General features: G+C 65.4%; 24 protein-coding genes and 1 riboswitch. Of the genes, 16 read left to right on the forward strand and 8 right to left on the reverse strand.

What is annotated here, in order from left to right; genetic code table 11:
- Nucleotides 1-152: 152 nt before the first annotated feature.
- Nucleotides 153-1,706 carry a fumarate hydratase gene (locus WKW82_RS11795; protein ID WP_340342483.1) on the reverse strand — a complete coding sequence of 518 codons (1,554 nt, stop codon included), beginning with the start codon at nt 1,704-1,706 and terminating at the stop codon, nt 153-155.
- A 76-nt stretch (nt 1,707-1,782) separates the two neighbouring features.
- Nucleotides 1,783-3,042 carry a branched-chain amino acid ABC transporter substrate-binding protein gene (locus WKW82_RS11800; RefSeq protein ID WP_340342484.1) on the reverse strand — a complete coding sequence of 420 codons (1,260 nt, stop codon included), beginning with the start codon at nt 3,040-3,042 and terminating at the stop codon, nt 1,783-1,785.
- 244 nt (nt 3,043-3,286) lie between these two features.
- Here WKW82_RS11800 and fumC point away from each other — a divergent pair, with 244 nt between their 5' ends.
- Entirely contained in the window at nt 3,287-4,672 is a 1,386-nt protein-coding gene (gene fumC / locus WKW82_RS11805) for a class II fumarate hydratase (protein ID WP_340342485.1), read from the forward strand.
- Between the two features lie 33 nt (nt 4,673-4,705).
- Here the strand turns inward: fumC and WKW82_RS11810 are convergent, their stop codons facing one another.
- Nucleotides 4,706-5,323 (reverse strand): TIGR00645 family protein, encoded by a 618-nt coding sequence (locus tag WKW82_RS11810; RefSeq protein WP_340342486.1) that lies wholly within the window; start codon nt 5,321-5,323, stop codon nt 4,706-4,708.
- A gap of 157 nt (nt 5,324-5,480) precedes the next feature.
- Between WKW82_RS11810 and acs the strand changes: the two genes are divergently transcribed.
- Both acs and WKW82_RS11820 read left to right on the forward strand, forming a co-directional pair.
- A complete protein-coding gene (gene acs, locus WKW82_RS11815; RefSeq protein ID WP_340342487.1) occupies nt 5,481-7,484 on the forward strand; it encodes an acetate--CoA ligase in 2,004 nt (667 codons plus the stop codon).
- Nucleotides 7,485-7,564: 80 nt separating this feature from the next.
- A complete protein-coding gene (locus tag WKW82_RS11820; RefSeq protein ID WP_340342488.1) occupies nt 7,565-8,062 on the forward strand; it encodes a LapA family protein in 498 nt (165 codons plus the stop codon).
- Here WKW82_RS11820 and WKW82_RS11825 read toward each other — a convergent pair whose 3' ends face one another.
- Nucleotides 8,063-8,368, reverse strand: coding sequence for a c-type cytochrome (locus WKW82_RS11825; protein ID WP_340342489.1), 306 nt, complete (start codon nt 8,366-8,368; stop codon nt 8,063-8,065).
- Between the two features lie 105 nt (nt 8,369-8,473).
- On the opposite strand from WKW82_RS11825, the gene WKW82_RS11830 reads away from it, so the two are divergent.
- The gene (locus WKW82_RS11830; RefSeq protein WP_340342490.1) at nt 8,474-8,725 is read left to right on the forward strand and encodes a TIGR04438 family Trp-rich protein; all 252 of its coding nucleotides are present in this window, start codon (nt 8,474-8,476) and stop codon (nt 8,723-8,725) included.
- A gap of 241 nt (nt 8,726-8,966) precedes the next feature.
- Here the strand turns inward: WKW82_RS11830 and ilvD are convergent, their stop codons facing one another.
- Complete coding sequence (gene ilvD, locus WKW82_RS11835; protein WP_340342491.1) at nt 8,967-10,655, reverse strand: dihydroxy-acid dehydratase; 1,689 nt, start codon at nt 10,653-10,655, stop codon at nt 8,967-8,969.
- Between the two features lie 103 nt (nt 10,656-10,758).
- Between ilvD and WKW82_RS11840 the strand changes: the two genes are divergently transcribed.
- The 6 genes from WKW82_RS11840 (at nt 10,759) to WKW82_RS11865 (ending at nt 17,546) form a co-directional block, all read left to right on the forward strand.
- Nucleotides 10,759-11,700 (forward strand): LysR family transcriptional regulator, encoded by a 942-nt coding sequence (locus WKW82_RS11840; RefSeq protein WP_340342492.1) that lies wholly within the window; start codon nt 10,759-10,761, stop codon nt 11,698-11,700.
- Nucleotides 11,701-11,704: 4 nt separating this feature from the next.
- On the forward strand, nt 11,705-12,532 hold the full coding sequence (gene lgt / locus WKW82_RS11845) for a prolipoprotein diacylglyceryl transferase (protein ID WP_340342493.1): 828 nt from the start codon (nt 11,705-11,707) through the stop codon (nt 12,530-12,532).
- A gap of 203 nt (nt 12,533-12,735) precedes the next feature.
- A complete protein-coding gene (locus WKW82_RS11850) occupies nt 12,736-14,142 on the forward strand; it encodes a malonyl-CoA decarboxylase (RefSeq protein WP_340342494.1) in 1,407 nt (468 codons plus the stop codon).
- A 27-nt stretch (nt 14,143-14,169) separates the two neighbouring features.
- Entirely contained in the window at nt 14,170-15,156 is a 987-nt protein-coding gene (locus WKW82_RS11855; protein ID WP_340342495.1) for a Bug family tripartite tricarboxylate transporter substrate binding protein, read from the forward strand.
- Nucleotides 15,157-15,217: 61 nt separating this feature from the next.
- Nucleotides 15,218-15,982, forward strand: a complete 765-nt coding sequence (locus WKW82_RS11860) for an enoyl-CoA hydratase/isomerase family protein (RefSeq protein WP_340342496.1) — start codon at nt 15,218-15,220, stop codon at nt 15,980-15,982.
- 7 nt (nt 15,983-15,989) lie between these two features.
- Complete coding sequence (locus WKW82_RS11865; protein WP_340342497.1) at nt 15,990-17,546, forward strand: malonate--CoA ligase; 1,557 nt, start codon at nt 15,990-15,992, stop codon at nt 17,544-17,546.
- A 4-nt stretch (nt 17,547-17,550) separates the two neighbouring features.
- Here the strand turns inward: WKW82_RS11865 and WKW82_RS11870 are convergent, their stop codons facing one another.
- The 3 genes from WKW82_RS11870 to WKW82_RS11880 form a co-directional block, all read right to left on the reverse strand.
- Entirely contained in the window at nt 17,551-17,976 is a 426-nt protein-coding gene (locus tag WKW82_RS11870) for a universal stress protein (RefSeq protein ID WP_340342498.1), read from the reverse strand.
- Nucleotides 17,977-18,328: 352 nt separating this feature from the next.
- Nucleotides 18,329-18,673 (reverse strand): cell division protein ZapA, encoded by a 345-nt coding sequence (locus tag WKW82_RS11875; protein WP_340342499.1) that lies wholly within the window; start codon nt 18,671-18,673, stop codon nt 18,329-18,331.
- Nucleotides 18,674-18,687: 14 nt separating this feature from the next.
- A complete protein-coding gene (locus tag WKW82_RS11880; protein ID WP_340342500.1) occupies nt 18,688-18,903 on the reverse strand; it encodes a DUF904 domain-containing protein in 216 nt (71 codons plus the stop codon).
- A 108-nt stretch (nt 18,904-19,011) separates the two neighbouring features.
- Nucleotides 19,012-19,266: riboswitch (cobalamin riboswitch) on the forward strand.
- 79 nt (nt 19,267-19,345) lie between these two features.
- Between WKW82_RS11880 and WKW82_RS11885 the strand changes: the two genes are divergently transcribed.
- The 6 genes from WKW82_RS11885 (at nt 19,346) to WKW82_RS11910 (ending at nt 26,465) form a co-directional block, all read left to right on the forward strand.
- Nucleotides 19,346-21,208 (forward strand): TonB-dependent receptor domain-containing protein, encoded by a 1,863-nt coding sequence (locus tag WKW82_RS11885; protein ID WP_340342501.1) that lies wholly within the window; start codon nt 19,346-19,348, stop codon nt 21,206-21,208.
- Between the two features lie 221 nt (nt 21,209-21,429).
- Nucleotides 21,430-22,230, forward strand: a complete 801-nt coding sequence (locus WKW82_RS11890; protein ID WP_340342502.1) for an ABC transporter substrate-binding protein — start codon at nt 21,430-21,432, stop codon at nt 22,228-22,230.
- Nucleotides 22,227-23,213 (forward strand): FecCD family ABC transporter permease, encoded by a 987-nt coding sequence (locus WKW82_RS11895; RefSeq protein WP_340342503.1) that lies wholly within the window; start codon nt 22,227-22,229, stop codon nt 23,211-23,213. Before WKW82_RS11890 ends, WKW82_RS11895 begins: the two co-directional genes overlap by 4 nt.
- Nucleotides 23,210-23,977: an ABC transporter ATP-binding protein gene (locus tag WKW82_RS11900; protein ID WP_422823462.1), complete on the forward strand. Its 768-nt coding sequence runs from the start codon at nt 23,210-23,212 to the stop codon at nt 23,975-23,977. Before WKW82_RS11895 ends, WKW82_RS11900 begins: the two co-directional genes overlap by 4 nt.
- A 470-nt stretch (nt 23,978-24,447) precedes the next feature.
- Entirely contained in the window at nt 24,448-25,920 is a 1,473-nt protein-coding gene (locus tag WKW82_RS11905; protein ID WP_340342504.1) for a cobyric acid synthase, read from the forward strand.
- On the forward strand, nt 25,917-26,465 hold the full coding sequence (locus WKW82_RS11910) for a histidine phosphatase family protein (protein ID WP_340342505.1): 549 nt from the start codon (nt 25,917-25,919) through the stop codon (nt 26,463-26,465). Before WKW82_RS11905 ends, WKW82_RS11910 begins: the two co-directional genes overlap by 4 nt.
- The last annotated feature ends 5 nt before the right edge of the window (nt 26,466-26,470 follow it).

Genomic DNA, 26,470 nt, shown 5'->3' on the forward strand with positions numbered 1-26,470 from the left:
GATAGGCAGGTTCGCGCACTCTGGTCGATGCGGCTTCGCCAGTTCGCCTCGATCCCCCTCGGGGGGCGGGCTGCGCGCAGCCCGGTCCCGGGGGCTATTCCTCGCGCCGATCGATGGAGCGGCGTCCGCAGGCTCGTCGATCGGCAGCAAGGTCAAGCCGGTTCCAGCGTGATGGTCTTGAATTCGCCCGAGGCAATGCGCTTCTGCCATTCGGCCGGGCCGGTGATGTGGGCGCTGGTGCCGCCGGAATCGACCGCCACGGTGACGGGCATGTCGACCACGTCGAACTCGTAGATGGCTTCCATGCCCAAGTCCGCAAAGCCCACGACCTTCGCGGTCTTGATCGCCTTGCTGACCAGGTAGGCCGCGCCGCCGACCGCCATCAGGTAGGCGCTCTTGTGCTTCTTGATGGCTTCGATGGCGACCGGGCCGCGCTCGGCCTTGCCGATCATCGCGATCAGGCCGGTTTGCGCGAGCATCATTTCGGTGAACCCGTCCATGCGCGTGGCGGTGGTCGGGCCAGCCGGGCCGACCGCTTCGCCCTTGACCGGATCGACCGGGCCGACGTAGTAGATGACGCGGTTGGTGAAGTCCACCGGCAGCTTCTCGCCCTTGGCCAGCATGTCGGAGATGCGCTTGTGCGCGGCGTCGCGGCCCGTGAGCATCTTGCCGTTGAGCAGCAATGTGTCGCCGGGCTTCCAGCTGGCGACTTCCTCGGGCGTGAGCGTGTCGAGGTTGACCTTCTTGCTCTTGTTGTAGTCGGGCGCCCAGTTGACGTCCGGCCACAGGTCGAGCGAGGGCGGCGTGAGGTAGACCGCGCCGCTGCCGTCGAGCACGAAATGCGCATGGCGCGTGGCCGCGCAATTGGGGATCATTGCCACGGGCTTGCTGGCGGCGTGCGTCGGGTACATCTTGATCTTGATGTCCAGCACGGTCGACAGGCCACCCAGGCCCTGCGCGCCGATGCCCAGCGCATTGACCTTTTCATAGAGTTCGATGCGCAGCGCCTCGACCTTGGTCAGTTCGGCGCCGGAGGCCTTCTTGGCCTGCAGTTCGTGCATGTCGAGGTCGTCCATCAGGCTTTCCTTGGCCATCAGCGCGGCCTTTTCGGCCGTGCCGCCGATGCCGATGCCCAGCATGCCCGGCGGGCACCAGCCGGCGCCCATGGTCGGCACGGTCTTCAGCACCCAGTCGACCACGCTGTCGCCGGGGTTCAGCATGACCAGCTTGCTCTTGTTCTCGCTGCCGCCGCCCTTGGCCGCGACGGTCACTTCGACGGTGTTGCCGGGGACGATCTCGGTGAAGATGACGGCGGGCGTGTTGTCCTTGGTGTTCTTGCGATCAAACTGCGGATCGGCCACGACCGAGGCGCGCAGCGTGTTGTCCGGGTGGTTGTAGCCGCGGCGCACGCCTTCGTTGATGGCGTCGTCCAGGCTGCCGGTGAAGCCGCCCCAGCGCACGTCCATGCCGACCTTGAGGAACACGTTGACGATGCCGGTGTCCTGGCAGATCGGGCGCTGGCCGGTCGCGCTCATCTTGCTGTTGGTGAGGATCTGGGCGATCGCGTCCTTGGCGGCCGGGCTCTGCTCGCGCTCGTAGGCCTTGGCCAGGTGGGCGATGTAGTCGGTCGGGTGGTAGTAGCTGATGTACTGCAGCGCGGCAGCGACGGATTCGATCAGGTCGGCTTGCTGGATCGTCGTGGTCATGGTTGGAGCTTTTGTATGCGGTGGGGAGGCGAAATTATCCCACCGCAGCGCCAAGCCGCCCCGTCGCTGCGGCTCCTCAGGCCGGAGGGCGTTTCATCTGGCAGGAAGTCGGCTGCGCACTCAGGTAGGGCTCCCACACGACCTCGGACTTGAATCCATAGCCTGTGTTCTCGGCGTCGTACTTGACACCGGGGCTGCCCTGCTTGGCCCAGACGCCCATGTAGACGGGTGCGAGCAGTTGGTGATCGGTCTTGCGCATCTCGACCTCGCCCAGCGGACTGTCGTATTTCATGCCCTCGAGAGCGAATGCCACCTTCGTCGGATCGCTCGATTTCGCCTTGCGCAGCGCGGCACGCAGCATGTGCATGGTGTACCAGTGCGAGGCGTAGATGAAGTCCTCGTCCGGCACCTTCTTCTTGTACGCCACCGCAATCTTCTCGAGAGCCGGCGTGGGTGCGTTGCTGCCCCAATTCCACATCGACCAGATCTTGCCCGCGCCCCACGATCCGATCTGTGCAGGGATGCCCGGATTGTTGCCATTGAAGGTGTAGAAGTTGATGTTGAGGTTGTAGTCCTTGGCCGCCTTGAACAACAGGCCGAGGTCGGTGCCCCAGTTGGATGTGATGACGGTGTCAGCACCGGAAGCCGCGATCTTGGCGACGTAGGGCGCAAAGTCGCGCACGGTGGCGATGGGAATGAAATCCTCGCCGACGATCTGGATGTCGGGCCGCTTGCGTGCGAGGTAGGCGCGCGAGGCCTTGGCCACCTGCTGGCCGTGGGTGTAGTTCTGGTTGAACAGGAACACTTTCTTGATTTCCGGCTTCTTCTCGAGGTAGGTCGTCAGGCCCTCGATCTGCATTTCGCTCGACGGGTAGAAGCGGAAGTGCCAGAAGCTGCACTTGTCATTGGTCAGGCTCGGGTCCTGGGCCGCGTAGTTGAGGTAGACCATGGCGTTGCCCGGGTCGCGATCCGCCTGTTTGTTGATGGCGTCGATCAGCGCCAATGCGACCCCAGAGCCGCCCCCCTGGGTCACGTAGCGGATGTCCTGATCGAAGGCGGCTTTCAGGGCGGAGGCGCTCTCTTGTGGCGAACCCTTGCCATCGAAAGGCACGATCTGCAGCTTTGCGTCGGTGGGCGATGCCGTGGCATTGAGCTGGGCGACCACTTCGCGCAGTTGGTTGAGCGATGTCTGGCCCGAATTGGCAAACGGACCGGACAGCACTTCGATGAAGGCAATCTTGACGGCATCAGCAGCGAAGGCGGTGGCACTGCAGGCCGCAAATGCCGCAGCACCCAACAACAGCCGGACGGGTTGGGCAAAACGCAATCGGCGCATGAGGTCTCCCTGGGGTGTGTAGTGAGTCGTGACATTAGGACGCCGGGGCGGCGGCGAATGGTCCCGCAGGAGACAAGGTCGGGCAGGACTATCCCTTATTGGCGAGACGTTGACCAAGATCGGACCGTCCTCGGCTCGGCTTGAAGCACGAACCCGCTCGCAGCAGGGCTGTTTTGGGTCGGGGGAATGGCATGGCGGTGTCGCGCCGATACTTGCCGCCCCTCCATCGAATTTGCCTACCGCCATGACCACACGTATCGAGCGCGACACCTTCGGGCCCATCGACGTACCGTCGAACAAACTATGGGGCGCCCAGACGCAGCGCTCGCTGCACAACTTCGACATCTCCGGCGAGCGGCAACCGCGCGAGATCATCACGGCGCTGGCACAGGTCAAGCGAGCGTCGGCGGTCGTGAACCACGCGCTGGGCCTGCAGGACGAGAAGAAGACCCAGGCCATCGTCGCCGCGGCCGACGAGGTGATCGCCGGCAAGCATCCTGAAGAATTTCCGCTGGTGGTCTGGCAGACCGGCTCGGGCACCCAGACCAACATGAACGTCAACGAGGTGCTGGCCAATCGCGCGAGCGAACTGCTGGGCGGCGAGCGCGGCGAGGGCCGGCTGGTGCATCCGAATGACGATGTGAACCGCAGCCAGTCCAGCAATGACGTGTTTCCCACCGCGATGCACGTCGCGGCGGTCGAGGCGCTGACCCGCCAACTGCTGCCGGCCATCGCGAAGCTGCGCGGCACCTTGGCGCAGAAGTCGGTGGACTTCATGGACATCGTCAAGATCGGCCGCACCCATCTGCAGGACGCGACGCCGCTGACGCTGGGCCAGGAGTTCTCAGGCTATGCGGCCCAACTGGCGCACGGCGAGGCCCACGTCCGTGCCGCCTTGCCGCACCTGTGTGAACTGGCCCTGGGCGGCACGGCCGTCGGCACCGGGCTCAATGCGCCGAAGGGATACGCGGAGCAGGTCGCGGCGGAACTCGCAAGGCTCACGGGCCTGCCTTTCATCACCGCGCCCAACAAGTTCGAGGCGATGGCGAGCGTCGATGCCCTCGTGCATGCCCATGGCGCCCTGAAGACACTGGCCGCCAGCATGACCAAGATCGCCAACGACGTGCGCTGGCTCGCCAGTGGCCCGCGCAGCGGCATCGGCGAACTGAGCATCCCGGAGAACGAGCCTGGCTCGTCGATCATGCCGGGCAAGGTCAACCCGACGCAGAGCGAAGCCGTCACGATGCTCGCCGCGCAGGTGTTCGGCAACGACGTGGCCATCAACATCGGCGGCGCTTCCGGCAACTTCGAGCTCAACGTGTTCCGCCCGATGGTGGCCCACAACTTCCTGCAAAGCGTGCGGCTGCTGGCCGACGGCATGGTGAGCTTCAACGACCACTGCGCCGTCGGCATCGAGCCGAACCGGGAGCGCATCACCGAACTCGTGCAACGGTCACTGATGCTGGTGACCGCGCTCAACACGCACATTGGCTATGACAAGGCCGCCTACATCGCCAAGAAGGCGCACAAGGAAGGCACCAGCCTGCGCGAAGCGGCGGTCGCCTCAGGTCACCTCACCGGCGAGCAGTTCGACCAGTGGGTGATCCCGGAAAACATGACCGGCCGCTGAGTTCGCCATGCCGGGTCGTGGGTGGGCAACCTTTCAGTGCTTGTTCTCGGCGATCCCCGACATGATCTTGTCGGTGTAGGCAATGGCCAGGGCGGACAACAGGAAGGCGATGTGGATGGCCGTTTGCGCGATCAGCACCCGGTCGGTGTAGTTGCCGGCATTGATGAAGGTCTTGAGCAGGTGGATGGAGCTGATGCCGATGATCGACATCGCCAGCTTCACCTTCAATACCGATGCGTTCACGTGGCTAAGCCATTCCGGCTGGTCCCGGTGGCCTTCGAGGTCCATGCGGCTGACGAATGTCTCGTAGCCGCCGACGATCACCATGATGAGCAAGTTCGAGATCATCACCACGTCGATCAGGGCGAGCACCACGAGCATGATCACCGTTTCGTTCAGCGTGGTGATGGGCGCGTCGGTCTTGTAGCCAATGCTGCTGATCAGTGCCTGCAGCGCCTGCTCGCTGCCGAAGGCGGCTTCCACCAGGTGCAGCAGTTCGATCAGGAAGTGGATGACATACATGCCCTGCGCAACGATCAGGCCCAGGTACAGGGGCAACTGCAGCCAGCGGCTCGCAAAGATGAGCTTGGGCAGGGGACGCAGGGGTGATCCCTTTCGGGGCACGGCGGAAGTGGAATCTGGAAGTGACATCGGGTAGTGTTTCGGACGAAGGCGCGATTCTAGAAGCGCTGCTCTGGTGAACGAAGGATGCCCTTACGCCGTAGGATGCGAACGTCAGTGGCCCGTAAGTGCCACCATCGACATTACGCGAAAACCACCCCCCCCAAGGCCGAGGAGACATACAGAAATGAGCAGCACATCGAAGAACATCGAGTCCGTTTTGGTCGAGACCCGCGTGTTCCCGCCCGACCATCGCGCCACCGAAGGCGCGCGCATCTCCGGCATGGCCGCGTACGACGCGCTGTGCAAGGAAGCGGAGACCGACTTCGATGGCTTCTGGACCCGCCTGGCCCGCGAGAACGTGCAGTGGACGAAACCCTTCACGCGCACGCTCGACGAATCCAACGCGCCGTTCTACCAATGGTTCGGCGACGGAGAACTCAACGCCAGCGCCAACTGCCTCGACAAGCACATCGGTACGCCGACCGAGGACAAGACCGCGATCATCTTCGAGGCCGACGACGGCGCCGTCACGAAGATCACCTACAAGGACCTGCTGACCCGCGTCTCGCAGTTCGCCAACGCGCTGAAGGCGCAGGGCATCCAGAAGGGGGACCGCGTCATCGTCTACATGCCGATGACCATCGAGGGCGTGATCGCGATGCAGGCCTGTGCGCGCATCGGCGCGACCCACAGCGTCGTGTTCGGCGGCTTCTCGGCCAAGGCGCTGCAGGAACGCATCATCGACGCCGGCGCCGTCGCAGTCATCACGGCCAACTACCAGCTGCGCGGCGGCAAGGAACTGCCGCTCAAGGCCATCGTCGACGACGGCATCGCGCTCGGCGGCTGCACCACGATCAAGACGGTGCTGGTCTATGAACGCACGTTGACGGACTGGAAGCGGGTCGAAGGGCGCGACATCAGCTTCACCGAAGCGTTGGCCGAAGTCGAAGGGCAGGGCCTGTGCCCGCCCGAGCCGGTCAACGCCGAGCATCCGCTGTTCATCCTCTACACCTCCGGCTCCACCGGCAAGCCCAAGGGCGTGCAGCATGCGACGGGCGGCTACCTGCTGTGGGCCAAGCTCACGATGGACTGGACCTTCGACCTGCGGCCGGAGGACGTGTTCTGGTGCACCGCCGACATCGGCTGGATCACCGGCCACACCTATGTCGCCTACGGCCCGCTCGCTGCCGGCGCCACCCAGGTGGTCTTCGAAGGCATCCCGACGTATCCGAACGCGGGCCGCTTCTGGCAGATGATCGAGAAGCACCGCGTCACGATCTTCTACACCGCACCGACCGCGATCCGCTCGCTGATCAAGGCCGCCGAATCCGACGAGAAGTCGCACCCGGACCGCTCCGATCTCTCCAGCCTGCGCATCCTCGGCAGCGTCGGCGAACCGATCAACCCGGAGGCCTGGATGTGGTACCACCGGAACATCGGCCACGAGCGTTGTCCGATTGTCGACACCTTCTGGCAGACCGAAACAGGCGGCCACGTGATCACGCCGCTGCCGGGCGCCACGCCGCTGGTGCCGGGTTCCTGCACCTTGCCGCTGCCGGGCATCATGGCCGCGATCGTCGACGAGACCGGCAAGGATTTGCCCAACGGCGCCGGCGGCATGCTGGTCATCAAGCGGCCTTGGCCTTCCATGATCCGCACCATCTGGAACGATCCGGAGCGCTTCAAGAAGAGCTATTTCCCCGAAGAGATGGGCGGCACGATCTACCTGGCCGGCGACGGCGCGGTGCGCAGCGCCGACCGGGGCTACTTCCGCATCACCGGGCGCATCGACGACGTGCTGAACGTGTCGGGCCACCGTTTGGGCACGATGGAGATCGAATCGGCGCTGGTGTCGAAGACCGACCTGGTGGCCGAGGCCGCAGTGGTCGGCCGGCCCGACGACGTGACCGGCGAGGCGGTCTGTGCCTTCGTGGTGCTCAAGCGCGGCCGGCCGAGCGATGACGAGGCCAAGGAGATCGCGAAGGAACTGCGCAACTGGGTGGCCAAGGAAATCGGCCCGATCGCCAAGCCCAAGGACATCCGCTTCGGCGACAACCTGCCCAAGACGCGCAGCGGCAAGATCATGCGCCGCCTGCTGCGCTCGATCGCCAAGGGCGAGGCCATCACGCAGGACACCTCGACGCTGGAGAACCCTGCCATCCTTGAACAGTTGGGGCAAGCCTACTGAGGTTTGGGCACGCGTCGGACGTATTTCGTCCAGCGCGTGAGTTACAAACGAAGGCTCAAGCAACAGACGGGGACGAAATCATGGGCGTTAGATCAGGTTTTTTGATTTTGCTGGTGGTGCTGATCGCAGCATTGGCCACGTTGAACTGGGGCATCCTTGTTCAACCCACCTTGATGTCGATCGGCTTCATGCAGGTGACTGCGCCGTTTGGCGTCATCATGCTCGGCCTGACCTCGTTGCTCGGTGTACTCTTCCTGGCCTACGTCTTCTATCTGCAGAGTTCAGTGATGCTGGAGACGCGTCGCCACACCAAGGAACTGCAATCGCAGCGCGAATTGGCCGACAAGGCCGAACTGTCTCGCTTCACCGAACTGCGCAGCTTCCTCGAAGCACAGGAACTCACGCGAGTGACGCAAGCCAACCAGCGACAAGAAGTGCTGTTGGCGCGCGTTCAGCAGCTCGAGGCGTCCTTGCGCCAGCGCGCGGACCAGTCGGACAACACCACGGCGGCGCATGTCGGCCAACTGGAAGACCGCTTCCGCCCCGCGATTGGCGAGGTGGTGCCGCAGCGCGGCTGATTACTTGGCGGAGAGTACCCAGGCCGCCAGTCGGGCGGCCTCGCTCTCGCTGACCTGGGTGTTGGCCGGCATTGCCAGTGACCCCCATACGCCGCTGCTCCCCTTCATGATCTTGACCGCGAGCTTCTCGGGCGCGGTCTTGTCGTCCTTGTACTTGGCGGCGATGTCCTTGAAGGCTGGGCCGAGAACCTTCTTGTCCACGGTGTGGCAGGCCATGCAGTTCTTGGACGTGGCCAATGCGAGGTCGGCCATGGCGGGACCAGCACTCAACAATGCGAGGGCGGACATCAAGAGGATTCGTCTCATGGGAAGTGGTTGGTATCAGTTGCGTTACATTGAGCCAAATCAGATTGTAGGGAGCACGTGAGCGGCAATGTAGGCCGTTCCACTCAATTTTCCGAGGGTTGCTCCATGTGGTTTCTTTTATTGGGTGTGCTCGGTGTCGCTCTCAAGTACTTCGAATGGGGCCCCGTCGCCTCGTTGCACTGGGCCATCGTGCTGATCCCGTTTGCGCTTGCCGTGATCTGGTGGGCTTGGGCCGATTGGTCGGGCTACACCAAGTCCCAGGTGATCAAGAGGGAAGACAAGCGCAAGGAGGAACGGAAGCGAAGTCGGCTGGGCATGCTGGACAGCCCATCCCAACGCAAGCGCCGCGGGAAGTAAAGCCCACCCCGCAGTGCCTGCGGCGCCCGGGCGGCCGCCGGGGGCGGCTGCTCTTGCGGGCCGTCCAAGCCGGCGCAGGCAGGCCTTGGAGCCGCGGCCCTCAGCCCCTCCAGCGGCCCGGCAAAGCCGCCGTTTCCGCGGGCGCTCACGAACAGGCTTCGCTTCGCTCGCCCTCGCTTGTGCTGCGCAGAACACAGCTCCAGCGTTGTGGAACTGCGATGAGCCCGCTACGCGGACTCGCTCAATACTTGTCGAGCACCGCGCCTGAACTGGCGCTGGAGGCATTGAACGCGAACTTGGCTTGCACGCCACGCGTGTAGCGCGGGGCGGGAGCCTTCCAGCCTTCGCGGCGTTTCGCGATCTCGGCTTCGGGCACGTTGAGCTCGAGCTTGAGTTCGTGCGCGTCGATGGTGATCGAGTCGCCTTCGTTCACGAAGGCGATCGTGCCGCCCGCATAGGCTTCCGGCGCGACGTGGCCGACCACCATGCCCCAGGTGCCACCCGAGAAGCGGCCGTCGGTGATGAGGCCGACGGACTCACCCAGGCCAGCGCCGATCAGCGCGCCGGTGGGCGCCAGCATTTCCGGCATGCCCGGACCGCCCTTGGGACCGAGGTAGCGCAGCACCATCACGTCGCCGGCCTTGATCTTGCCGGCGAGGATCGCAGCGAGCGCCGATTGCTCGTCGTCGAACACACGCGCCGGGCCGGTGATGACCGGGTTCTTCAGGCCGGTGATCTTGGCGACCGCACCTTCGGGCGAGAGGTTGCCCTTGAGGATCGCGAGGTGGCCTTCGACGTACATGGGCTTGTCGATCGGGCGGATCACGTCCTGGTCGGCGCGCGGCGTGTCGGGCACGTCCTTCAGCACTTCCTCGATGGTCTGGCCACTGATGGTGATGCAGTCGCCGTGCAGCAGTCCGGCCTTCAGCAGGATCTTCATGACCTGCGGAATGCCGCCGGCCTGGTGCAGGTCGACCGCGAGGTACTTGCCCGAGGGCTTGAGGTCGCACAGCACCGGCACCTTCTTGCGCATGCGCTCGAAGTCGTCGATGGTCCAGTCGACCTCGGCCGCGTGGGCGATGGCCAGGAAGTGCAGCACCGCGTTGGTCGAACCGCCCGTGGCCATGATCACCGCGACCGCGTTCTCGATCGCCTTCTTGGTGACGATGTCGCGCGGCTTCAGGTCCTTCTTGATCGCCTCGATCAGGACCTTGGCCGATTCCTTGGCCGAGTTCTGCTTCTCATCGTGCGGGTTGGCCATGGTGGACGAGTAGGGCAGCGACAGGCCCAGCGCCTCGAAGGAACTCGACATGGTGTTGGCCGTGTACATGCCGCCGCAGGAGCCGGTGCCGGGGATGGCGCGCTTCTCGATCTCCAGCAGGTCCTCGTCGCTCATGTTGCCGGCGGCGTTCTGGCCCACGGCCTCGAACACGCTGACGATGTTCAGGTCCTGGCCCTTGTAGCGGCCCGGCAGGATGGTGCCGCCGTAGACGTAGATGGCCGGCACGTTGGCGCGAAGCATGCCCATCATGCCGCCCGGCATGTTCTTGTCGCAGCCGCCGACGACGAGCACGCCGTCCATCCACTGGCCGCCGACGCAAGTCTCGATGCAGTCCGAAATCACTTCGCGGCTGACCAGCGAATACTTCATGCCTTCGGTGCCCATCGCCATGCCGTCGGAGATGGTCGGCGTGCCGAACACCTGTGCGTTGCCGCCGGCTTCCTCGATGCCTTCGATGGCGGCATCCGTCAACTTTTGCAGGCCGGAATTGCAGGGGGTGATGGTGCTGTGGCCGTTGGCCACGCCGACCATCGGCTTCTTGAAATCGCTCTCTTCGTAGCCCATCGCGTAGAACATCGAGCGGTTGGGGGCGCGCGACTTGCCGTCGACGATGTTGATGCTGCGGCGGTTGATCGGGGTGTCAGCCATGTGGTGTGCCTCTCTAGCGGAATATCTCGTGGGGCGCCAAGTATCGGCGTGTTCTGTGATTGGCGCCAATCCATTTGGAAGCGTCTATTGATATGCTGCGTGAATGACAGCTTCGATCGACCTGCGCGTGTGGCGGCAGTTCCTGGCGGTGGCCGAGGAACTCCACTTCGGCCGTGCGGCCACGCGCCTGCACATGACGCAGCCGCCCGTGACGCAGGCGATTGCGCAGTTGGAAAAGGCAATCGGCGTGCGCCTGTTCGACCGCACGCGGCGCAGCGTCGCGCTGACGCCCGCGGGTGCGGCGCTGGTGCCGGAGGTGCGCGACTTGCTGGCGCGGGCCCAGGCCCTGCCGGCGCGGGCGCGGGCGGCCGCGGCTGGCGAAGTGGGGCGGGTGCGTTTGGCCTTCGTCTCGACCATCGGCTTCGAGCGCCTGCCCGCCTGGGTACGCGAATTCCGCGCGCTGTGCCCGGCGGTCGCGTTGGAACTGGTCGAAGCCACGGGCGACGTGCAGTTGGAAGCGTTGGCGCGTGGAGAAATCGATGCGGGGCTGGTGCTGCATTCACCGGGCGCTGCACCGGCGGGGCTGGCATGTCTGGCTGTGGCCACAGAGCCCTTGGTGCTGGCGGTGCCGACGCAGCATCCGCTTGCGCGCGTCAAGCAACTGGAACTCGAAGCGGTGCTGGCCGAGCCGTTGGTCGCGTTCCCGCGCCGCATCCTGCCTTCGGTGCACGACGCGATCCTGGCGCTCTATCACGGGGTCGGACGCGTGCCCGAGGTCGCGCAGGAAGCGATCCAGATGCAGACCATCGTCAACCTAGTGTCGGGCGGCCTGGGCGTGGCCTGGGTGCCGGAAAGCGTCACGCAGTTCCGGCGGGCCGGCGTGGTCTATCGCACTGCGGCCGAGTTTGCAGCGCTGCCTGGTCGACGCCGCGCAGCACTGGCGTTGCCCGGGTGCGAAACCAGCCTGGTCTGGCCCGCGGCCAGCGACAACCCGGCGCTGGCGCGCTTCGTCGACTTTGTGCGGGAGCGCGGGTTGGCACAATAGCCGCATGCTCATGTATCCCCACATCGACCCGGTTGCCCTGCAACTCGGGCCGATCGCCATTCACTGGTATGGCCTGACCTATCTGGCTGCTTTCGGTTTGTTCTGGTTCCTCGGCACGCGGCGCTTGCAGCACGAGCCCTTTCGCTCGCTGGGCGGGCCCGGCGGGTGGGAGCGCAAGGACGTGGAGGACATCCTGTTCCTGGGCGTCGCCGGCGTCATCATCGGCGGCCGGCTGGGCTACTGCTTTTTCTACAAGCCCGGCTACTACCTGTCGCACCCGCTCGAGATCTTCATGGTGTGGCAAGGCGGCATGAGTTTCCATGGCGGCTTCCTGGGCGTGATCGGGTCGATGATCTGGTTTGCGCATTCGCGAAAGCGGCCGTTCTGGCAGGTGATGGATTTCGTTGCGCCGTGCGTGCCGACGGGGCTGGCGGCGGGGCGCGTCGGTAACTTCATCAATGGTGAGTTGTGGGGGCGTTTCTCGAGCCCGGACCTGCCCTGGGGCATGGTGTTTCCGCAAAGCGGATCGATGCTGCCGCGCCATCCCTCGCAGGTCTATCAGTTCCTGCTGGAGGGCTTGCTGCTGTTCGTGCTGCTCTGGCTCTATGCGCGCAAGGAGCGCAAGGAAGGGCAGGTCGCTGCGGTGTTCGCCTTGGGGTATGGCGTGTTCCGCTTCATCGCCGAATTCTTCCGCGAGCCGGATGACTTCCTCGGCCTGCAGGCGCTCAACCTGAGCCAGGGGCAGTGGCTCAGCTTGCCGATGATCCTGTTCGGCATCGGGTTGTGGATCTGGGCGGCGCGCCGGCCGGCGGCGGTGATCGCCACCCGCTGACCTCGACGCGCGCAGCCACGCCAACGCCAGCGCCGCGCACAGAGGCGAGTGGACGTTCAATCCGTAAGGTTTACGGCAGTTGGCTGTGAGTTGCACGCGCGAGCTTTCACAATGAAGGCATTTGGCGTGAGGCTGGCATGACGCAAAACAGCAATCAAGGGGGCATCGTGAGCGCAACGGAATGGTTCAAATCGAAAGTGCCGATGGCACTCACCCTGCCGCGCTGGCCGGCGGCGAAGTCGCTCGCGAAGCCGAGCGAGCGCTCGACCCATGAGCGGCTGCAGGCGACGCTGCGCAAGTCCGACGAGGTGCTGTCGCCGCGCATGTTGCGCAAGGTGCTGACGGCCCTCGAGGCGGTGATCGACCCGCGCGTCAGCGAGGTCGAAGGCGGGCGCCGCGCGCATGCCGTGGCGCTGGACTACCTGGCGGCGACGCCTGAAGAGCGTCGCGACTATTGGGCGCTGATGAGCGAGCATTTCGCGGCCGATGCGGAGACGCTCAAGGCCGCGCGCGACCAGCATCAGGCCTCTGTCGGCACGCCCGAGGAAGGGCAGGCCGAAATGCGCCTGCGCCGTGCACTCGTGTCGCCGCGCATGCGCCTGTTGCAACGCTTCGCGGTCGAACCTGAGGGGATGCGCTACCTCGTCGACCTGCGTGCCGATCTGTTGCCGCATCTGAAGGCCGACCATCGATTGCTCGCGCTCGACGCAGAGTTGGAGCACCTGTTCTCCACCTGGTTCGACGTGGCCTTCCTGGAGTTGCGCCGCATCGACTGGGATTCGCCCGCATCGCTGATCGAGAAGTTGATCCGCTATGAAGCGGTGCACGACATCAAGGGCTGGGACGACGTGAAGAACCGGCTGGACCACCAGGACCGCCGTTGTTACGGCTTCTTCCATCCGCGCCTGCCGAACGAGCCGTTGATCTTCGTCGAGGTGGCGCTGGTCGACCGCATCAGCGACGGCATCACGCCGCTGCTGGACGAAACCGCGATCGCGGTTCATGCAGCCAAGGCGACCACCGCGATCTTCTATTCGATCAGCAACACGCAGGCCGGCCTACGCGGCGTGAGCTTTGGCGATTCGCTGATCAAGCGCGTGGTCGAGACGCTGCAGGCCGAACTGCCGCGCCTGAAGGTGTTCGCGACGCTTTCGCCGATCCCGGGATTCCGGAGCTGGCTCCTGAAGAACGCGGCCACGCTGGTGCCGCTGCTCGACGAGAAGCGTGCCAACGAACTCGGCCGCCTGACCGGCTCGCTGCCGCCCACCGCGGAGCGTCTGCTGGCCGCGGTGGAGGCGCCCGGTTCCCTCGCCGATCCCAAGTCGCCGCTGCGCCAGTGGCTGACGCAGTGCGCGGCCGAATACCTCGGTCGCGCGATGACGGACGGCAAGCCAGTTGACCCGGTGGCGCGCTTCCACCTGGGCAACGGCGCGCGCGTGGAGCGGCTCAATTGGGGCGGCGACCCGTCGCCGAAGGGGCAGAAACAGTCGTGGGGCCTCATGGTTAACTACCTGTACGACCTCAAGCGTCTCGATAAACATCGAGCCTGGCTTGCCAATGGCCGCGTGGCCGTGTCAGGCGATATCGAAGGGCTCTATTTCAAGAGCTGATCCACCACGACGACAGGAGACTTCAGGATGATCGAGAACATTCAACGGCGGGACGCGCTGCGGATGGCCGCGGCCGGCGCGGCCGTCTTGTGCGGCGCTGCGCGCGCCGACGCCAACTGGCCGAGCAAGCCTGTCACCTTGATCGTGCCCTTTCCCGCCGGTGGTGGGACCGATGCCTTCGCGCGGCCGCTGTCGGCGCAGTTCAGCAAGGTCACGGGTCAGACGCTGGTCATCGACAACCGCGGCGGCGCCGGTGGCACGCTGGGCGCGAGCATCGCGGCGCGGGCGCCTGCCGACGGCTACACCCTGTTCATGGGCGCGGTGCACCACGCGATCGCACCGGCGATCTATCCCAAGCTCGACTACAACATCGAGAAGGATTTCGTGCCGCTGATGCTGCTGGCCCGGCCGCCGCAGGTGGTGGTCGTGAATCCGAAGCGCGTGACGCAGGACACGATCCAGGAGTTCATCGCCTACGCGAAGAAGAACCCGGCGAAGATGAACTACGGATCGGCCGGCGCCGGTACCTCGCACCACCTGGCAGGCGAGTTGTTCAAGCAGCAGACCGGTACCTTCATCACCCACATTCCCTACCGCGGCGCCGGTCCGATGCTGCAGGACTTGATCTCCGGCAACGTGGACGTGTGCTTCGACGGCCTCGGCTCTTCGGCGCAGCACATCAAGGGCGGGCGCATCAAGGCCTTGATGGTGGCGGGTGCCAAGCGCAATCCCGCGTTTCCTGACCTGCCCTGCGCCGCCGAGGTCGGCTTGCCCGACTACACGGTGACCACGTGGTACGGGCTGTGGACGCCCAAGGGCACGTCGGCGGACGTGCAGGCGCGCATCGTCGAGAGCGTGAAGAAGTCCTGGGCCGCGGACGAGGTGAAGTCCATCTGGACGGCCAATGGCTCGGACATCCCGGATCTCACGATGACGGCTTATGGCAACTTCGTCAGTGCGGAGATCAAGCGTTGGGCATTGGTGGCGAAAACGTCCGGCGCGAAGCTGGAATGAGCGCGGTGCCCGGTCGCCTGGGAGGCAGCGAGGACACGAAGCGCAGGGCTTGGGGGCGTCGATGAGCGGAACGGTCGAGGTCCGTCGCGAAGGCGCCATGGCCTTCGTCACGTTGTCGCATCCCGGTCGCCTCAATGCCATGTCGCGCGCGATGTGGCTCGCCTTGCGTTCGAACTTCGAGGCGTTATCGGCGGACGAGGCCTTGCGATGCATCCTGGTGCGCGGAGAGAGCGGTGCCTTCTGCGCGGGCGGCGATATTTCGGAGTACCCGTCCTTCCGCTTCGAGGAACAGAGCCTGCGCACTTTCCATGAAGACGAGGTCTGGGCCGGCTTGCAGGCGATGCTCGATTGCCCGGTGCCCATGGTCGCGCAGATCGAGGGCGCCTGCATGGGCGCCGGCATCGAGATCGCAAGCTGCTGCGACATCCGGATGGCAGCAGCCTCCGCGAAGTTCGGCGCACCCATCGCCAAGCTCGGCTTTCCGATGGCGCCGCGCGAAGCCGCCCTTGTGCAGCGCGCCGTGGGCGACGTGCTTGCGCGCGACATGCTTCTGGCGGCCAGCGTGCATGGCGCGCAGCGGCTCTACGAGGCCGGCTTCCTGCTGCAGGTCGTGCCCGACGACGAATTGCCTGCCGCTGCGCTCGCCCATGCGAGCCGCATCGCCGCACTCGCGCCGGCGGCCGCCCGGCTCAACAAGGCCACCTTTCTTGCGTTGAACCGGTCCGCCGCGTCGGAGCTGGTTCCCACCGCCTACCGCTACGCCGACTCGCCCGAACATCGCGAAGGCATCGCCGCTTTTCTTGCCAAACGATCTCCCGTTTTCTGAGACAACCATGACAACGACCAACGCCAATCTCTTCGCGGCCCTGCGCGCTGCGTTCCCGGCCAACCTCGACCAGGTGGCCGTCGAAACCGACAACGGCCTCTTCTATTCGTGGCGCGACCTGGACCGCGCCAGCGCGATGATCGCCAACCTGCTGGATGCATTGAAGCTGGAGCCTGGCGCGCGCATCGCGGTGCAGGTCGAGAAGTCGGTCGAGGCGATGACGCTCTACCTTGGCACGCTGCGTGCCGGCTATGTGTTCCTGCCGCTCAACACGGCCTACCAGAGCGCGGAGATCGAGTACTTCATCAGCAACGCGGAACCGGCCGTAATCGTGTGTAGCAGCGAGAACGCCAGTTGGGTGGGCGCGATCGCGCAGGCGGCGGGCACGCGCCACGTGTTCACGCTCGACGACGACCGGACCGGCTCGCTGCTCGATGTGGCCGTGCAATGCAGCGACCAGCACGCCATCGCGCAGAAGGCGGAAGACGACATGGCCGCCATCCTCTACACCAGCGGCACCACTGGTCGCAGCAAGGGCGCGATGCTGACGCATCGCAACCTGCTGTCGAACGCCGAGGTGCTGAAGGACTACTGGGGCTGGAAAGAGGGCGATGTGCTGATCCATGCGCTGCCCATCTTCCATGTGCACGGCCTGTTCGTGGCGCTGCATGGCGCATTGCTCAACGGCAGCAAGATGCTATGGTTCGGAAAGTTCGACCCCAAGCGCGTGATCGCCAGGCTGCCCGAGGCGACGGTGTTCATGGGCGTGCCGACCCTGTATGTGCGCATGTTGGCCGAAGCCGGACTCACGAAGGAGGCGGTGCGCAACATGCGCCTGTTCATCTCCGGATCGGCGCCCTTGCTGATCGAGACCTTCAACGATTGGCGCGAGCGCACCGGCTACACCATCTTGGAACGCTACGGCATGAGCGAGACGGCCATGCTCACCTCCAACCCTTACAACCCGGTGCAGGGCGAGCGGCGTGGCGGCACGGTCGGCTTTCCGCTGCCGGGCGTGCAACTGCGCGTGATGTCGACGGAGGAGGGCGCCGATGGCCGCGAGTGCACCACGGATGAAATCGGCGCCATCGAGGTCAGCGGCCCCAACGTCTTCATCGGCTACTGGCGCATGCCCGAGAAAACGCGAGAGGAATTCACGCACGACGGCTTCTTCAAGACCGGTGACGTCGGCAAGATCGATGGCCTGGGCTACGTCACCATCGTCGGCCGCAGCAAGGACCTGATCATCAGCGGCGGCTACAACGTTTATCCCGCCGAGATCGAGGGCTACATCAACGAGTTGCCCGGCGTGGCCGAGAGCGCCGTCGTCGGCGTGCCGCATTCGGACTTCGGCGAAGTGGGCGTGGCCATCGTCATCGCGAAATCCGGCGCGACGGTCGATGGCGATGCGGTGCTGGCCACGTTGAAATCTCAGCTGGCAAACTTCAAGATTCCGAAGCGCTGCTTCGTGGTGCCGGAGTTGCCGCGCAACACCATGGGCAAGGTGCAAAAGGCGCTGCTGCGCGAGCAGCACAAGGGCCTGTTCGGCCCGGGTTCACGCTAACGCGCTACTGCACCAGCAGCACGGAGATGTCAGTCTCCGCGATCACCTTGGTGGTGACCGAGCCCATCAGCGCGCGGCCGAAGATGCCGTGGCCGTGCGTGCCCATCACGATCAGGTCGGCATGGACCTTGGTGGCGACCTTGAGGATTTCCTCGGCTGCGTTGCCGTGGCGCTGTTCCAGCGTGTAGTCGGTGATGCCGCGTTCGGTGAGGCCGGCCTTGACCGGCACGATCACCTTGTCGTTCTCCTCCGCGTAGTAGCCCTCCAGCACGTCCTTGCTCACGTGCCGTGCGGCGTGATGCGGAACGCCGCTGCAGACGTGCACCACGACGAGTTCGTGTCCGACGACGAAGTTGGCGCGATGCTTCGCGAGGTAATCCATCGCCTTCTGGGTGTGTTTGCTGCCATCGACCGCGATCACGATTTTCATGACGTACCTCTTTGGTTCAGGACACTCGCTTATAACGCCAGTCCACCGGAATGCACGGGCTTGACCCTTGGCCGCGGCGGATACAAAAAAACCAACGGCCCGGTGAAACGGGCCGCTGGATTTGCGAATAGGTGTCTGCAGTAGGGTGCACCGGACCCGCATCCTGAACCAGGGTTCAGGTGGGCGAGGGCAGCAAGACTTCGGGTTCATCTGACGCGAGATGATCACGCCCGTCAAGCGATGTACCAAGCCCTGCTCCGTAGAGCATTGGAACAAGGAAATATTAAGCCCGGCGCGTACTGCAGACAGTGTTGATTTTACGCCCGTGACGCCGTCGCGAAAACCTTAAATTTCAGAGCAAATGGCCATCGCCGGCCAGGGCCTGATCGAGCCTCTGGATGAGTTGCGGCACGCGCGGATCGGTGGTATTTGATTCATCCGGCGCGGCGCCCGTGGTGACGGCGAGCAGGGCCGCCGCCGCAGCGGATGTTGCAGCCTCGGACTGCACCAGATCGAATGCCAGGTTCAACGATGCCAGTACGGCGATGCGGTCGCGCGCCTTGACCTTGCCGGCATCGCGGATCTTGCACATGGCTGCATCGACGCGTTCGACCGCGTTGCGCAGTTGCGCTTCTCCACCTTCGGGGCAGCCGAGCAGGTAGCTCTGGCCCATGATCTGAACTTCGATCTGCTTCATCTTCTCGGCCTGGATTATTCTGTGGCGGGTGGTTCTTCGGACAGGCGCTCAAGCATGGCGTCGATGCGCGTGCGCGCCGCCGCAAGTCGCGCCTTGAGGGCATCGCGTTCGCGCGTCAGCGCCTCGACCTGCTCCTGCAAGAGCGCGTTGGTGCGTTGCACCTCTTCATGGCGCACGAGCAAACGTTCGACTCGCTCGGCAATTTGGTCGATGGGGCTGGGGGCGGGCATGGCTGGGGATTGTATGTGGGCCCCAGCGCGCCGCCGTGTGTGCATATTCACCCCGGCAAAGGTAAGACGCTGCCCTGCCGGTTCGATGCGGCAGTGGCCGCCATGCGCCTAAAATCCCGCCCGTTGGTGCTCGCGCCGCGGTTCACGCGGCCCAGTTCAACGGGAAGCAGGAGTCGACGCCGTGTCACCGGCCAAGGCCACCTGCGCTGCCCCCGCAACGGTCAAGCAGACGGCGCCCGAAGTCCAGGCTTCCGGCGCCACTCTCACTCCACAAAGCCACTGGGCGCCCTGAAACAGGCGCCTGGGAAGGCGAGTGAGGGAAGCGCTGCCAGCCCGGATACCGGCCAACGAGGCGGCTGCCTGCGCAAGCTTGGCGGCCATACGTCCATGCATCGGCGGGGAAGCCGGTGACGGGCATTCGTCTGCGACTTTCTTTCTCATCATGATTTCCTGCAAATCCAATCCCTGGGCTGCCACGCGTCTCCCGGCCACCACGCTAGCGCTCGGCGCCCTCGCCATCCTGCCCGCGCATGCGCAGACGACAGAGCCGCAGATGCTGCGCGAAACCGTGGTCACCGCAACCCGCACGCCGACGCGCGTGGATCAACTGGTGTCCGACGTGGTCGTCATCGATCGCGCCCAGATCGAGCAATTGGGCGAGCGCACCTTGCCCGAGTTGCTGGCGCGCACGGCCGGCGTGCAGGTGTCATCGAACGGCGGCTCCGGCAAGCTGAGCAGCGTTTTCATTCGTGGCACCGAGGCGCGCCACACCATCCTGCTGATCGACGGCGTGCGCTATGGCTCGGCCACGGCGGGCACGCCGATCTGGGACAACATCCCGGTCGACCTGATCGACCACATCGAGGTGGTGAAGGGTCCGGCATCGGCACTCTACGGCAGCGATGGCGTGGGCGGCGTGGTGCAGGTGTTCATGCGCAAGGGCAAGCCGGGCGATCCGGCCTTCGTGCCGCGCGCCTCCGCCACCATCGGCAGCAAGGGCTACTCGCAGGAAGCGCTGGGCTTCAGCGGCGCGGAAGGGGGTTTCACCTATTCGCTGGACGTGCAGCACACGCACGACGAGGGTTTCTCGGCCACCAATGCGCGCGTGCCCTTCGGCCTCTACAACCGGGACCGCGATCCGTTCACCCAGGACGCAGGCAGCCTCTCGCTCGGCTACCAGTTCAACAACGACTGGAAGCTGACGGCGGGCGCGATGAGCGCCAATGGCGAGAACCACTATGACGATGGCCCCAACCGCGATGCGCACGGCGTCGTGCGAACGGAGACACAGTACGTGGGCCTGCAGGGCAAGGTGATGGCCAACTGGACCACGCAGCTTCGCGTCGCGCAGGGCACTGACCTGACACGGGCGAAGGTGAAGGACGATTTCGGCCAGTTCGGCAGCTTCCGGACCAAGCAGAACCAGTACAGCTGGCAGAACGATGTGACGACGCCCATCGGCATCGTCGTCGCGGGGCTCGAGCGCAACGTGCAGAGCGTGGACAGCGACACGGCCTATGAGGTCACCAGCCGCGCCATCAACTCGGCTTTCGTCGGGTTGAATGGCAACGCTGGCGGGCACAGCTGGCAGCTCAACGCGCGGCGCGACGAGAACTCGCAGTTCGGGGACCACGACACCTGGTTCGCTGGTTATGGCTACCGCATCTCGCCGAACTGGCGCGTCAACGCGTCCTATGGCACGAGCTTCGTGGCGCCGTCGTTCAACCAGCTCTACTACCCGTTCTTCAGCAACCCCCGGCTGCAGCCGGAGGAAGGCAAGAACCTGGACCTCGGCATCACCTGGACGCAGGGTGCGCACAGCGTGAAGCTGGTAGGCTTCGACAACAAGATCACCGGCTTCATCACGAACACCATCGTCCCGCAGAATGTCCCGCGTGCCCGCATCCAGGGCTGGACGCTGGGCTACGACGGCAACTTCGATGCGCTGGGCGTGCATGCCAGCTACGACAAGCTGGACCCGCACAACGAACTCACCGGCAAGATGCTGCCGCGCCGCGCGAAGGACCAGGTCAAGCTCGGCATCGACTATTCGACCGGGCAGTGGAAGTTCGGCGTCACGGCGCTCTATGTGGGCCGGCGTTATGACGACGTGGCCAACACGGAGTCTAGGCGCTTAGGCAGCTTCACGACGGTCGACCTGTTCGGCGAATACAAGCTGACGCCGGAGTGGACCGTGCAGGGGCGCGTGGCCAACTTGTTCGACGCCACCTATGAAACCGCCTACGGCTACAACCAGCGCGGGCTGAGCGGTTTCCTCACGGTGAAGTGGGCGCCACGCCGATGATGCTTCGACTGCTGTGCCTTGGGTCGATGTGGCTCCGCCATCTCGACCCGATCCCCCGCGGGGGGCGGGCCGGGCGCAGCTCGGCCCTGGGGGCTCGTGCTTCGATGTGGCTCTGCCATCTCGACCCAACCTCCCGCGTGGGGCGTGCCGGGCGCGGCCTGGTCCTGGGGGCTCTTCTGCTCTTGTGCTGGCTGGCCGGGCCGGCGCAGGCTCGGGGGGTGGTGAGCCTGGTCGACGACCGCGGCGTGGCGGTCACGCTGACGCAATCACCGCGGCGCATCGTGTCGATGCTGCCGTCATTGACCGAGACCGTTTGCGCGCTCGATGCGTGCGAGCGCTTGGTCGGTGTCGACACCTGGTCGAACTGGCCCGCGGCGGCGCAGTCGCTGCCGAGCGTGGGTGGGCTGGAGGACGCGAACGTCGAACGCATCGTGGCGCTCAAGCCGGACTTGGTTCTGTTGGCGAAATCTGCGCGAGTGACCGATCGGCTCGAGGCGCTCGGGCTCAAGGTGCTGACGCTCGAGCCCCGGTCGATGAAGGACATGGAGCGGGTGCTGGGGCAGCTCGGTCGCGTGCTCGACCGCGAGGCCGAGGCCGTGGCACTGTGGCAGCAGCTCGATACCAGCATGGATCGCGTCGCTGCTGCGCTGCCTGCGGGTGCAAGAGGCAAACGCGTGTACTTCGAAGCCGGCAGCGGGCCGTATGCGGCCAGCGCGTCGTCGTTCATCGGCGAGACGCTGGCGCGGCTGGGTGCGATCAACGTAGTGACGGGCGCACTTGGTCCTTTTCCCAAGCTCAGCCCCGAGTTCGTGGTTCGCGCCGATCCGCAAGTCATCATGGTGGGGGATCGCAACGCGGTGGCCCTGGCGGCCCGGCCGGGATGGGAGCGCATCGATGCGGTGAAGTCCGGGCGCATCTGTGTGTTCACGCCCGCGCAGGGCGATGTGCTCGCGCGCCCCGGCCCGCGCATGGCCGAGGGCGCGGGCATCATGGCCGACTGCCTGAAAGACAAGTTCAAGTGACCAAGCCGGGGTTTGCCGTTGCCATCGTCCTCGCCAGCCTTGCGTTGGGGCTGGTGGGGGCGAGCATCGGCAGCACCGGCTTCGAGAGCGTGTTGAACGCGGGCAGCGACGCGACCGCCATGCAGATCGTGCGGGACATCCGGCTGCCGCGCACGCTGGGCGCCTGGCTCGCTGGCGCTTTGCTGGGTTTGGGCGGCGCGCTTGCGCAGGGGCTGTTTCGCAATCCGCTGGCCGACCCCTATCTGTTGGGCAGCGCGTCGGGCGCGAACCTCGGGGTGGCCTTGCTGCTGGTGGTGCTGGGCACGTCTTCAGGGCTCGGAGCAACGGGCGGTTGGGCTGCGCGGCTTGGCATGACGGGCGCCGCCTTCGTGGGCGCGGTGCTGGCGGTGCTGGTCACGCTGAGCCTCGCGCGCGGTGTGCAGCAGACGCTGCGCCTGCTGCTGGCGGGCGTCGTCGTCGGCATGGTGCTCGGCGCGGCGAGTGCGCTGGTCGTGCTGTGGGTGCCGGAGATCATGCGGACGATGCAGGCCTTCATGCTGGGTACGACCGGCTTCCTCGGCTGGCCGAACGTGACCTTGCTGGCGGGTGCGCTGGTGCTGTGCCTGATGCCTTCGCTGGCGCTTGCGCGTGCGCTGGATGCGCTCACGCTGGGCGAGGCCAGCGCAAGCAGCCTGGGCATTGCCTTGCCGCGCGTGCGCGTCGTACTGGTGGCGGCGCTGGCGCTGGCCACGGGCACAGCTGTGGCGCAGGTCGGGCTGGTGGCCTTTGTCGGGCTGGTCGCACCGCACCTGGTGCGCGGTGTCGTCAAGCCGACGCATGGCTGGCTCGTGTCGCTGGCGACGTTGATGGGGGGCGCGTTGCTGATGGCGGCTGACGTGGTCGCGCGCTGGCTCGTGGCGCCGCAGGAGTTGCCTGTGGGCGTGGTCACGGCGATGCTGGGCGGCGGCTACCTCTTGTGGCTGATGCACAGGAGGTCGCTGTGACGACCGTTCCGGCGCTGGCTGCGCAGCGGCTGCAGGTGTTTTTTGGCGCTAGGCTTGTCGTGGATGCCCGCGAACTCACCCTGGCTGCAGGCCGCTGGACGGCAGTGGTCGGGCCCAATGGTGCGGGCAAGACCACCTTGCTGAAGGCATTGGCGCATGTGCTGCCGTCGCAAGGCAGCGTTCATCTCCTGGGACGCCGCTTGGAGGAATGGCCGGCGAAGGCACGCGCCCGTGCGCTCGCCTGGCTGGGCCAGGGCGAGCCCGGCGCGGACGACTTGCTTGCACACGATGTCGCAATGCTCGGGCGCTTGCCACATCAGCCGTGGCTTGCCGCGCCCAGTGTGGCAGACCATGCGGCGGTCGAGCGCGCCATGCGAAGGACCCAGTGTTGGGAGTGGCGCGACCGGCCGCTCGGTCGGCTGTCAGGCGGCGAACGACAGCGGGTGCTGCTTGCTCGCGCTTTCGCTGTCGAAGCGGAAGTCCTGCTGATGGACGAGCCGCTGGCCAACCTCGATGCGCCGCACCAAGCCGACTGGATGCTCGCCGTACGGGAACTCGTTGCATCCGGCCGAACCGTGGTGAGCGTATTGCATGAACTCGGCATGGCGTTGCATGCGGACGAATTGCTTGTGCTGCAGAGGGGTCGGCCGGTGCATCAAGGCGCCTGCAACGACCCTGTCACGCACGCCGCGTTGCGAGATGTTTTCGACAACCGTATCGATATTCACAAGGTGGCTGGACGGTGGGTGGTGTTGCCCCGTTGACGTAGCCACACCATGCTCGAGGCAAGCGCGCTTGCTGATCTCAAACGAAGGCGATGAACGAAGAGTCAGTTGTGGGTGCCTGCGAAACCGGCTTTGCCGGCCCGCTGGCTGTGCCCATTCCGGGGTGCGCCCATCGCTTCGGCACTTCGCGCAGTTGGGTCAGTAAACCCCAAAGACTTTGAGCAGGATGATCACGCCGAGTGGCACGCCGCACAACCAGAGGATGACGCTTTTCATGAGGTGCTCCAAGTGAGTTTGAGTGCGTGCACTGTCGCTTGCCATGTATGTCTTTGGTGCAGGATGGCGCACGAGTCTGGGGTGAGAGGGGGACTACATCGGTCCTCCGTAAGACATTGACGCTACTGGCGCAATGGCTGCGCACGTACGATGATGGCGACCCAAGGCACCATGCATTCCAGTCCCATGTTTCCGTTGTCGTTCTTCGCATCCCGGCGCGCCGGGGGCGCCCTGTGAATGCGCGCTGCGTCATGGTGCTCGGCACCACGAGCGGGGCGGGAAAGAGCTGGCTCACCACGGCCTTGTGCCGCTGGCATGCACGCCAGGGCCTCAAGGTCGCGCCCTTCAAGGCACAGAACATGAGCAACAACGCGCGCGTCGTGGCGGGTGGCGAGATTGGCAGCGCCCAGTACTTTCAGGCGCTGGCCGCAGGGGCCACGCCGGATGTCCGCATGAACCCCTTGCTGCTCAAGCCCGAGCGCGACACGCACAGCCAGGTCGTGCTGATGGGCAAGGTGAGTGAATCGCTTTCCGCGTTGCCGTGGCGGGGCCGAAGTGAAAAGGTCTGGCCACAGATATCACAGGCGCTGGATGAGCTTCGCGCCGAGAACGACGTGGTGGTCATCGAAGGCGCGGGCTCGCCGGCCGAGATCAACCTGATGAGCAGTGACATCGTGAACCTGCGTGTGGCGCGGCATGCCGACGCGCGTTGCCTGCTGGTCACCGATATCGATCGCGGCGGTGCCTTTGCGCACCTTTATGGGACCTGGGCCTTGCTGCCCGAGGAGGATCAGACGCGGCTGGCAGGCTTCGTGCTGAACAAGTTCCGGGGCGATGCCGCGCTGCTGGCCCCTGCGCCCCGGATGCTGCAGGACATGACCGGCATTCCGACAGTGGCAACCCTGCCGATGTGGTGGCAACATGGTCTCCCGGAGGAAGATGGCTTGTTTGATGACCGCACGTCCCCAACACAACCATTGCCCGCCGGGGCAAGGCGCGAGGTCGTCACGGTCATCGTGTATCCGCGCATCAGCAACCTCGATGAGTTCCAGCCTCTGAAGAACATTCCCAACGTGCGTCTGCGTTGGGCGCGCAGCGCGGCCGAGCTGGCCGATGCCGACACGCTGATCCTGCCGGGCTCCAAGCACACCAGCAGCGATCTTGCGTGGCTGCGTGCGCAGGGCATCGACCAGGCCATTGCCGCGCACGCCGCGAGTGGCAGGCGGGTGCTGGGCGTGTGTGGCGGGCTGCAGATGCTTGGCGAGGCATTGATCGATCCGTACGGCGTCGATGGCAACGGCCCAGGCCTGGGTCTGCTGCCGGTGGTGACGCGCTTCGAGCGCGACAAGACCGTGCAGCATTGCAGCGCCAGTTTTGGCGCGCTTCGCGGGCCGTGGAGCGCGTTGTCGGCCGTCGCGGTGCGAGGCTACGAGATTCACCACGGCCAGACCCTCGAGCACACGGCGATGGCTGCGGCGGGGACGCATGCCCATGCGGTGATGGCAGACGGGCTGGCTTGGCAGAACGACAAGGGCAACGTGCTGGGGATCTACCTTCACGGATTGTTCGAAGACGCCGCGGCGCTGCATGCGTTGTTCGGCGCCACGACACCGACGCTGGACAGCGTGTTCGACAGTCTCGCCGACTACATCGACCAGCATTTCGACGCGGGCGTCCTGCGCTCGCTGGCGCTGCAAGCACCATGAAGCTTTGGCTGTTGCGTCATGCGCAGACCGACGCCGACCCGGGTGTGTGCTTCGGGTCGACCGATATCACTGTGTCTGCAGAGGCCACGCAGGCGCTGGCCCGGCAGATCGCGCCGCTGATTCCCGCCGACGTGGTGGTGAGCTGCTCCCCGTTGCAGCGATGTGCCGAGCTGGCGCTGGCCATCGAAGCCATCCGGCCGGAGCTGGCTGCCAGCGCCGACACCCGCCTGGCGGAGATGGACTTCGGCGCCTGGGAGGGCCGCGAGTGGTCCGCCATTTCGCGTGCGGAATTCGATGGCTGGATCGGCAATTTCGCCGATACCCATCCGGGCGGCACCGGCGAGAGCACGCGCCAGTTCATGCGGCGAGTGGGCGATGCGTTCGACGAATGGCAGCTCTCCGACCGTGATGGTTTCTGGATCACGCACGCAGGCGTCATCCGCGCGACGCAGTTGCTGGCCCGCGGGGTGCGTGTCGCGTTGCGCGCCGAGCACTGGCCGCAAGCGCCGATCGAGTTTGGCGAGTGCGTGCTGGTCGAGGTTTGAGCGGC

Origin of the sequence: Variovorax rhizosphaerae, assembly GCF_037889975.1 — a bacterium.
GTDB classification, from domain to species: Bacteria; Pseudomonadota; Gammaproteobacteria; order Burkholderiales; family Burkholderiaceae_C; genus Variovorax; species Variovorax rhizosphaerae.